General features: G+C 45.8%; 1 protein-coding gene. It reads right to left on the bottom strand.

Translation table 11 applies throughout. The features are described from left to right. Window positions 1-283: 283 nt before the first annotated feature. A complete protein-coding gene (locus MUP17_01640) occupies window positions 284-583 on the bottom strand; it encodes a LapA family protein (GenBank protein MCJ7457678.1) in 300 nt (99 codons plus the stop codon). Window positions 584-1,641 lie beyond the last annotated feature (1,058 nt).

Below are 1,641 nucleotides of genomic sequence, written 5' to 3' on the forward strand. Positions count from 1 at the left end.
AATGAGCAGAATGATAAAGCTAACTGCAAAGATTATAAGTATATGAGTGGAATTCACCTAACCTCCGTTTTGGTATTCGCTATTTGCTATTCGGTACTCGATATTCGCTATTAGTTTATCGGATTTGTCTTTTCTCCTTTGAACCTTATCTTTCTAGGCCCCTTGAATCCCCTTTTCTGCTCATGATTTCATTCCGTCCAGTTGTACCATCAGTTTCGTCTTTGGTCTTGCTCCCTGCTACAAGCTACCTGCTACTTGCTTTTCTTAATCCTTATATCCTTTCTTACGTTTTTTCTTCCTCCAACGGAATATTTCTGAGCGCGGTGATTTCTTCCATCATCCTTTTATTCTCTTTTCTCTGTTCTCTTAGCTCATCCTGAATTCGAAGATAGTAAGTTATCCCCAGAAGGAAGGAGATGAACATCCCGATCACTAAAGACCAGTAAGCGATTATGATCATAGGCACAGCAGAATACTGGTACCCGAAAAGGTTAACCGAGACGTATTCCCCGGAGTTATAAATGGAAAAGCCGATCAAAAGCATAATTATCACTAAGATTAAAAGAATTTTCAAAGCCCACATAGGATACTCCTTTCTTCTGTTCTGTCAGGAGCTGCTCCTGACACGTCTATCTGGACCCGGATAAAATTTTTCAAAAGTTAATATCCACAAAGATGATTGTCAATCAAAAAATGATATAAGTATGTAGAGACGCATAGAATGCGTCTCTCTTATTAATCAGCTGGAACCGGTGAGGAGCTACCCCTGAGCGTAAGCATGTGTCAGGAGGTAACTCCTGACACCACAGAAAGCAGTCCCGCCAAAGGCGGGACCATGATTGATTTACTAGCCTGCATCACCCTCAAACAAGTTTGAGGGTGCCACACTGCCACCACATAGTGGAACAGACATCTTGTCTGTTCCTTGCCGTAGAGACGCATAATTATGCGTCTCTGAGAGATTGTCATCGCGAGGAGTCCCTCCCTTTGGCGGACCGACGAAGTCCAGCCTCTGGCGGGGCTTCGCCCTACGGACTCGCAATGACATAATTGTTTTTGTAGGGGCATAAGGCATTACGCCCCTACCAATCTGACTTGGTAATCCCACCTTGCGGGCAAGTCCTGTGAATGGATCCGCAGGAGTGGGATAATTGATTTAGCCCCATGTTGAGGCAACATGGGGCTACCTATTCTTTACTCTGTAGGGGCGACCCTCGTTGAGCAAAGCGAAATCCAGACTTAAAAGGATGGTCGCCCGAAATTGTGGAAAAGAAAGAAACGTAGCCTCGGGGAGGTGTGGAATCCTCGTAGGTCGGGCACCTTGCCCGACCGTATCCCTCTACTTTTTCAGAGGTCTCCGCATCTTTCACCCTCAAACAAGTTTGAGGGTGCCACCCATCGGGGAGGCGTGAAAGTGGAAGGGAGGGGACAAGCCCATCCTCTACAAGTAAAATGGTGAACAAAAAAAATCCTCTCCCCCGCAGGGGAGAGGATTTATCAGTTACAATTTCAGGTTCAGTTATTGGCCAAGAGTCTTCCAGTTGTTATCACCGAACAGTCCAGGAACCCTGACTCCCATACTTCTGTGAGCAGGATTAACGAAGTTGTTCGGGTCTGCAAGGAAGCGGTTGTTGTCAATTG

The organism is Candidatus Zixiibacteriota bacterium, assembly GCA_022865345.1.
GTDB lineage: Bacteria > Zixibacteria > MSB-5A5 > MSB-5A5 > RBG-16-43-9 > RBG-16-43-9.

Coding starts and splice junctions, on each gene's coding strand:
- MUP17_01640 (MCJ7457678.1), bottom strand. CDS start 583: ATGTGGGCTTTGAAAATTCTTTTAATCTTAGTGATAATTATGCTTTTG.